The organism is Caulobacter sp. 17J65-9 (assembly GCF_010975005.1).
Classification (GTDB): domain Bacteria; phylum Pseudomonadota; class Alphaproteobacteria; order Caulobacterales; family Caulobacteraceae; genus 17J80-11.
This window is the reverse complement of the sequence record NZ_JAAIVC010000030.1, coordinates 21,711-29,473: the sequence shown is the minus strand read 5'-3', so window position 1 is coordinate 29,473 and position 7,763 is coordinate 21,711. Positions and strand designations below refer to the sequence as shown.

The 7,763-nt window shown below is 71.3% G+C and carries 7 protein-coding genes; 1 reads left to right on the top strand and 6 read right to left on the bottom strand.

All coding sequences use genetic code 11. The features are described from left to right. The 6 genes from ftsA to murC all read right to left on the bottom strand — a co-directional run. The coding region (ftsA, locus tag G3573_RS07330) for a cell division protein FtsA (RefSeq protein WP_163260429.1) at positions 1–1,151 on the bottom strand (1,151 nt) is incomplete at its 3' end. Between the two features lie 34 nt (positions 1,152–1,185). Beyond that, positions 1,186–2,082, bottom strand: coding sequence for a cell division protein FtsQ/DivIB (locus tag G3573_RS07325; protein ID WP_163260428.1), 897 nt, complete (start codon positions 2,080–2,082; stop codon positions 1,186–1,188). Then, positions 2,070–3,011, bottom strand: coding sequence for a D-alanine--D-alanine ligase (locus tag G3573_RS07320; RefSeq protein WP_163260427.1), 942 nt, complete (start codon positions 3,009–3,011; stop codon positions 2,070–2,072). Before G3573_RS07320 ends, G3573_RS07325 begins: the two co-directional genes overlap by 13 nt. Positions 3,012–3,109: 98 nt before the next feature. Further along, positions 3,110–4,693: a sensor histidine kinase gene (locus G3573_RS07315; RefSeq protein ID WP_163260426.1), complete on the bottom strand. Its 1,584-nt coding sequence runs from the start codon at positions 4,691–4,693 to the stop codon at positions 3,110–3,112. A 62-nt stretch (positions 4,694–4,755) separates the two neighbouring features. After that, positions 4,756–5,661 (bottom strand): UDP-N-acetylmuramate dehydrogenase, encoded by a 906-nt coding sequence (murB, locus tag G3573_RS07310; RefSeq protein WP_163260425.1) that lies wholly within the window; start codon positions 5,659–5,661, stop codon positions 4,756–4,758. Further along, complete coding sequence (murC, locus tag G3573_RS07305) at positions 5,658–7,088, bottom strand: UDP-N-acetylmuramate--L-alanine ligase (RefSeq protein WP_163260424.1); 1,431 nt, start codon at positions 7,086–7,088, stop codon at positions 5,658–5,660. The genes murB and murC overlap by 4 nt, the downstream gene beginning before the upstream one ends. Positions 7,089–7,335: 247 nt before the next feature. Between murC and arr the strand changes: the two genes are divergently transcribed. Continuing rightward, complete coding sequence (gene arr, locus G3573_RS07300; protein ID WP_163260423.1) at positions 7,336–7,737, top strand: NAD(+)--rifampin ADP-ribosyltransferase; 402 nt, start codon at positions 7,336–7,338, stop codon at positions 7,735–7,737. Positions 7,738–7,763: the final 26 nt, after the last annotated feature.

Sequence of the window (7,763 nt, the reverse complement as noted above, 5' to 3'; positions counted from 1 at the left end):
TCGGCCAGGTGGGGCGCGCGGCGCGGGCGGCCCAGGCGCACCGGACGGTCGAACACGCGCACCGCCAGCTCGCGCACGCCGGCCAGCTGGCTGGCGCCGCCGGTCAGCACGACGCCGGCGCCGGGGTCCAGCATGACGTCGGCGGCCTTCAGGCGCTCGCGCACCAGCTCGAAGGTCTCCTCGACGCGCGGGGCGATGATGTTCTTGACGATCGAGCGGGGCACCACGATCGGGCCGGCGCCCGGATCGTCGCCGCGCGGCGGGGCCTCGATGGTCTCGCGGTCCTCGTTGGCCGAGGCGATGGCCGAGCCGTGCAGCACCTTGATGCGCTCAGCGCCGGCCAGGGAGGTGGAGATGCCGCGGGCGATGTCGGCGGTGACGTGGCCGCCGCCCACCGTCAGACTGTCGACGTGGACCAGCGAGCCTCCGGCGAACACCGCCGCCGAGGTCGACCCGCCGCCCATGTCGATGCAGACGCAGCCAAGGTCCATCTCGTCGTCTTCGAGCGACGCGAGCGCCGAAGCCAGCGGGGCTGCGACCACGCCGGTCAGCTCCAGGTGCGCCAGGTCCAGGCAATGGCCGAGCGTCTGGAAGGCGCTCTCGTTCATGGTCACGACCAGCAGGTCGAGGCCCAGCGTGCGGCCGTACATGTTGCGCGGGTCGCGCACGCCGCGCTGGCCGTCGACCGACCAGGCGATCGGCAGCAGGTGGACCGGGCGGCGGTTCGGGTAACGGACCTGGGCCAGGGCCTGGGCGATGGCGCGGGTCAGGTCGGTGTCGGCGATCGGGCGCTGGCCCAGCGGCACCTGGATCGAGACCCGGTGGCTGACCGGCTGGCCGCCGGCGGTGGTCACGGTGACCGCGTGCACCGGCACGCCGGCCATGGTCTCGGCCCGCTCGACCGCCTGGGCGATCGCCTGCGCGGCGTCCTCCATGTTGACGATCAGGCCGTTCTTCACCCCGCGCGACTGCACGTAGCCGACCCCGGCCACACGCACGGTGCGGTCGGAGCGGCGGATGCCGTCCGCCTTCATGATGAAGCAGCCGATCTTCGACGCGCCCAGATCCAGGGCGGCGATCACCGGCGAGCGTCCGCCGCCCAGCGTCTTCATGCCGTCTCTCGCTTCGCGCTTGTCATCCAGCCGCGACATCGAACGCCCCCGCGCCCCTAGATCCGAAAATTACTCAAGCACCACCCGCGGCCGGCGAGACGACCTGACGGCCGTCGCGCGGTCGAACCGCGATCATTTCCGGGTCGCGCAGATCGATCCGCGCAAACCCCAGTTCCAGCACCCGCGAGCGCTGGTCCAGCTGGTCCAGCTGGATCAGCGCGGACTCCTCGTCCACCGCCGGAAGCTGGATCAGGCTGCCGTCCTTCAGCCGCAGGTCCCAGCGGCGCGTGTCCACGCGCACCAGGGCCTCCAGCCGGCCCAGCAGCCGCGGCCGCTGAACCACCAGCGGCAGGATCTCGCCCGCCGTAATGTCGGCCCCGTCGCCCACCACCAGCGGCAGGTCGGGGAAGCGGCCCGGATCGGCCTCCGGGATCACCTGGCCCTCGGCGTCGATCACCGCGGCGCGGCCCTCGTGCTGCCAGACGGCCAGGCGCTCGCGCTCGGTGATCGAGATCACCAGGGTGTCGGGCAGCAGGCGCACCACCTTGGCGTCCTTGACCCAGCCCACCGCCTTCACCCGGCCCTGCACCTCGGCCAGGTCCAGCCGGGCCAGCGGCTGGCCGCGACGCAGGTTCAGGGCGCGCTGCACGTACGGCAGAGCCTCGGGCGAGGCGCCCTTGATGTGCACGGCCTTCAGCTTGAAGCCCATGGCCGCCAGCTGGTTGTCGACGCCCTGGCCGACCGCGGCGCTGAACGCCTGGGCGCGGCCGCCGGTCGCCATGGTCAGGGTAATACCCAGAACGACGACGCCCAAAGCCACGGCGATCCCGAGCTTGGGCGGCACACGACCGCCGTCGGCGTGCGGCTGACGCCCGCCGCGCGGCGCGGGACGCGCGCTGCGGCTGGTCGTCTTGCCCGCCTTCTTCGGCGTCGGAGCTTGCTTCCGGCCGCCCCGCACTACCGCGGGCATGAGGCGTCCTCCACGATCCACCTGACGAGGTCTTCGAAGCTCATCCCGACGTACGCGGCCTGCTCAGGCGCGAGCGAGGTCGGCGTCATGCCGGGCTGAGTGTTGACCTCTAAGAGGACCAGGACGTCCTTAACATCGTCATAACGGAAGTCGCTTCGCGTAATACCGCGGCAACCCAAAGCGGCGTGCGCGCGCTCGGCCATGCGCATGGCGCGCTCGGCCACGGCCGGCGGAATCGGCGCGGGCAGCACGTGGCGGGAGCCGCCTTCGCCGTACTTGGCCTCGTAATCGTAGAAGCCGGTGGCCGAGACGATGTCGGTCACCGCAAGCGCGCGCGGGCCGCTCGCCTCGCCGATCACCGCCACGGCCAGTTCCTTGCCGGCGATGTAGGGCTCGACCATCACCTGTTCGCCGTAGGTCCAGCTCTCCTCGCCCACCGCGCTCGGCGGGCCGTTGGCGCCCTCGAACACCAGGAAGACGCCAACCGAGGAGCCCTCGGCGTTCGGCTTGACCACGTAGGGCGGGGCCATGACGTGGTCGCGCGCCACCGCGTGACGGTCGTAGAGCCCGCCGCCCGGCATCTCCACGCCAGCGGCGGTCAGCACCGCCTTGGCCTTGGCCTTGTCCATGGCGAGCGCCGAGGGCAGCACGCCGGAGTGGGTGTAGGGGATCTGCAGCGTCTCCAGGATGCCCTGGACGCAGCCGTCCTCGCCCCAGGCGCCGTGGAGCGCGTTGAACACCACGTCGGGCTTCAGCCTGGTCAGCACCTCGGCCAGGTCGCGGCCGGCGTCGACGCGGCTGACCTTCACGCCCTGGCGCTCCAGCGCGTCGGCGCACGACGCCCCGGAGACCAGCGACACCTCGCGCTCCGAGCTGATGCCGCCCAGCAGAACGGCGACGTGGAGATCGGCGAGAGACTTGGCGGTCATGCGAGGCATCCGTCTTGAGCTTGAGCGGGGCTGATAACGCCTGGTTCTACGACGTGATAGAGGGCGCGGCGGCTGAAAAGCGCGTTACTGCAGCGGCTTCAAGCCGCGGCGGAAATCGGCGCGCCCGGCAGGTCGATCCAGAAGGCCGCGCCGCCCAGCGCGCCGTCGCTCACGCCCAGTTCGCCGCCCTGCAGGCGCACCAGTTCGCGCGACAGGCTCAGGCCCACGCCCCAGCCCTCGATGTCGGTGCTTTCGGCTCCCGCGCGGTCAAAATCGCCGAACACCGCCTCGCGGCGATCCGGCGGCACGCCGCGGCCGTTGTCGCTGACCGTAATGCGCACCCGCCCCTCGACCTCAACCACGTCCACCTGCACGACCGGCGGGCGGCCGCCGTACTTCGCCGCGTTGACCAGCAGATTCACCAGCGCCTGGCGCAGCCGGGCCGGATCGGCGCGAAGCACGGCCTCGGCCGGCACGACGCCCAGCACGAACTTCGCGCCCTGGTCGCGGGTGCGCATGCGCGCGGTCTCCACGGCGGTCGCCACCACCTCGCCCACGGCCACGTCGGCCAGCACGGCCTTGGCCTTGCCGGCCTGGATGGCGGCCGCGTCGATCAGGTCGCGCGACAGGGCGTCGATCTCCGCGCCGCTGGCGGCGATCCGCTCGATCATCTCGTGCTGGCGCGGGGTCAGCACGCCCAGCGCGCCCGAGGCCATCAACTCGGCGACCGTGACCACGCCGGTCAGGGGCGAGCGGATCTCGTGGCTGACGTGAGCCAGGAAACGGGTCTTGGTGTCGCTCAGCGCCACGGCCCGGGCCCGCTCGCGCTCCAGCACCGCGGTGTAGCCGTCCAGCCGGCGAAGCACGGCGGCGACCGGATGGATGGTCAGCACCAGGGCGGCCAGCATGCCCTGGACCAGGAACAGGCCGTGCGGCGTCGCCGCGGCCGGCCCGTAGCCGAACATGGTCGCGCCGACCGCGATCAGGGCCACGCCGGCCACGGCGATCGCGCCGCCCACCTCGCGGTCGGCGAACACCGCCAGCATGACCAGCGGGAACAGCAGGTAGAACATCGGATACGGCAGGGCGAACACCAGGCCGGCGGCGGCCGCCACCGCAAGCTGGGCCGCAATGCTGGCGGCCACGCCCGGACGGTCGCGGCGCAGGTGCGCGCGCCTCAGCGACAGGGCCACGGGCGCGACCACGGCCATGCCGAGCGCGTCGGCCAGCCACCAGCGGACGCCCGCGCCGATCAGGTTCTGCTCGCCGGAGGCGGCCATCAGGGCGGCGGCCACGACGGCCCCGGCCGCCGGGGCCGCGACGACCGCCCCGCCGAGGAAGCGGATCAGGTCGCGCGTTCCGGACAGCGGCGCGCGCACGTCGCGCACCAGCCAGGCCGCGAGCGCGATCTCCAGGCCGTTGCCGAGCGGAAAGCCGAAGGCGTGCAGCGGCGGCAGGCCGCAGATGATGTTGGCGCCTATCATGGCCCCGACCGCCGCGCCCAGCCCCAGCGCGGCTTCGTCCGGGTTGCGGGCCCAGCGGATCACGAAGGCCAGGACCACGGCGTTGGCCGGCCACACGGCCGACACCGCCCCCTCGCGGAACAGGACGATGCTGGCCCAGGAAAAGGCGAACACCGTCACGCCGAGGGCTGCGATCGGAGCCAGACGTTTCAGCTGCATGCGGCGGTCCCCCGAACGCCTCCCAGAACGGGAGCGTGCTCGCCGCAGGGTTAATCAGCCGTTCACTTGGTCCGGCCGATCCGCTTGATTTCCCACTCGAGTTCGACGCCGAACTTGTCCTTCACGTCAGCCCGGACAGCCTCGCCCAGACCCTCGAGGTCGGCGGCGGTGGCCTCGCCGGTGTTGATCATGAAGTTGGAGTGCAGCTCGGAGAACTGGGCGCCGCCGAACGGCTTGCCGCGCCAGCCGGCGTCGTCGACCAGCTTCCAGGAGCTGTGGCCCTGCGGGTTCTTGAAGGTCGAGCCGCCGGTCTTTTCCTTGATCGGCTGGGTGGCCTCGCGCCGGGCGGTGATCTCGTCCATGCGCGCCATCACCGCGTCCGGCTCGTCCGGCACGCCCTGGAACACCGCGCCGGTGAAGATCAGCCCGCGCGTGGCGGCCGCTTCCGAGCGGCGGTAGGTGAAGCCCATGTCCTCGGCCGACAGCACGTGGCGCTCGCCGGCGCGGTCGACCGCGTAGGCCTCGACCAGCACGTCCTTGGTCTCCGCGCCGTAGCAGCCGGCGTTCATCACGCAGGCGCCGCCGATGGTGCCCGGCACGCCGCGGAAGAACTCCAGGCCCGCAAGGCCCGCCTCGGCCGCCTTCTTCGCCAGGGTGGCGTCCAGCACGGCCGCGCCGCCGTAGATGCGGTTCCCGTCCATGGTCTCGACCCGGCCGAAGGCCTTGCCGAGACGGATCACCACGCCGTCGACGCCGCCGTCGCGCACCAGGGTGTTGGAGCCGACGCCCAGCACCGTGACCGGCACCTCCGCGTCCAGCCCCTTCAGGAAGGCTTCGAGGTCCTCGTGGTCCTCGGGCAGGAACAGCACGTCAGCCGGCCCGCCGACGCGGAACCAGGTGAACGGAGCCAGCTCCGCGCCCTTCAGCAGCTTGCCGCGGGTCTCAGGCAGGGTGTCGCGCCAGCTCACGCCGCGGTCTCCAGGAGTTCGAGTTGACCCGGCAGGGCGTAGGCCCATTGGGTGATGTCTCCGGCGCCCAGGCACACGACCAGATCGCCGATCGCGGCTTCCTGCGCGACCAGCCCGGCCAGGGCGGCGGGGCCGTCCAGCAGCAGCACGTGCCGGTGGCCGTGGCGGCGCAGGCCCTCGGCCAGCGCCTCCTTGTGCACGCCGTCGATCGGCTGCTCGCCGGCGGTGTAGACGTCGGCCACGATCACCGTGTCGGCGTCGTGGAAGCAGGTCGAGAACTCGGTCATCAGGTCGCGCAGGCGCGTGTAGCGGTGCGGCTGGACCACGGCGACGACCTTGCCGCGGGCGACCTGGCGGGCGGCCTTCAGAACCGCGGCGATCTCCACCGGGTGGTGGCCGTAGTCGTCGATCACACGCACGCCGCGGGCCACGCCGGTGGTGGTGAAGCGCCGCTTCACGCCGCCGAACTTGGCCAGGCCTTGCTTGATGTCGCGCTCGGACACGCCCAGCTCCAGCGCCACGGCGATGGCCGCCAGGGAGTTGGAGACGTTGTGCCAGCCGGCCATCGGCAGCGCCACGTCGCGCAGCGTGATCGGATCGCGGTCGCGCGGGCTGATGACCACGTCGAACTGGCAGCCGTCGGGGCCCATCTCGACCTTGGTGGCGCGCACCTCGGCCTGCGGATTGATGCCGTAGGTGATCAGCCGGCGGTTCTCGACCTGGGCGACCAGGTTCTGCACCTCGGGGTGGTCCAGGCAGACGGCCGCGAAGCCGTAGAAGGGGATGTTCTCCACGAAGTCGCGGAAGCCCTTCTTCATCGCCTCGAAGTCGCCCCAGTGGTCCAGGTGCTCGGCGTCGATGTTGGTGACGATGGCGACCGTCGACTTCAGGCGCAGGAAGCTGCCGTCGCTCTCGTCGGCCTCGACCACGATCCAGTCGCCGTCGCCGACCTTGGCGTTGGTGCCGTAGGCGTTGATGATGCCGCCGTTGACCACGGTCGGATCCAGCCCGCCGGCGTCCAGCAGGCAGGCGACCATCGAGGTGGTGGTGGTCTTGCCGTGCGTGCCGCCCACCGCGATCGAGAACTGCAGCCGCATCAGCTCGGCCAGCATCTCGGCGCGGCGCACCAGCGGGATGCGGCGCTCGCGGGCGGCCACCATCTCCGGGTTGTCCGGCTTCACGGCGGTCGAATAGACCACGGCCGAGACGTCGCCGACGTGCTCGCTCGCGTGGCCGACGAAGATCTTGGCGCCCAGCTTTTCGAGCCGCTCGGTGTTGGCCGAGGCCTTGGCGTCGGAGCCGGTCACCGAATAGCCGATCTTCAGCATGATCTCGGCGATGCCGCTCATGCCGATGCCGCCGATGCCGACGAAGTGCACCGGGCCGATTTCAAAGGGAGTGGGGCGAAGTTTCGAGCGCGCGATCATCGCAACTTCACTACCGGCCTGTTCCGCTACACGGAAGCAGGCGCGCGTCCGAAATTTCGCGGCCCCTCGTCGCGGCCCCTCTCCGCCCCGGCGGGCGATAGAGGGCGCGAAGCCTCAGCGCCCCGCCTGACAGGGATTTGGGCGCAAAAAACCTGAGTTCAAGAATTGGCGGGCCGCGAATTATGCGCAGCTTATGACGCCTCGACGCGCGGGACCGCCGGTCCCGCATTTTCAGGGGGCCCATCCTATGACCAGCGCACAGCCGTTCTTCCACGGCACCAAGGCGGATCTGAAGGCGGGCGACCTGATCAGCCCCGGCTACGCCTCCAACTACGGCAAGCGAAAGGTGGCGGCCTTCGTCTATCTGACCGCCACGCTCGACGCGGCCGTCTGGGGCGCGGAGCTGGCCCAGGGGGAAGGCCAGGGGCGGATCTACCTCGTCGAGCCGACCGGCCCGTTCGAGGACGATCCCAACCTGACCGACAAGAAATTCCCGGGCAATCCGACGAGGTCCTATCGCACCCGCGATCCGCTGCGGGTGGTCGGCGAGGTCGCCGACTGGACCGGGCATTCGCCCGAGCAGCTCAAGACCATGAAGGACCACCTGGCGCAGCTCGACCGCATGGGCGTCGAGGCCATCCTGGACTGAGCGCAGACAGCGCCGCTTTCGGCGCG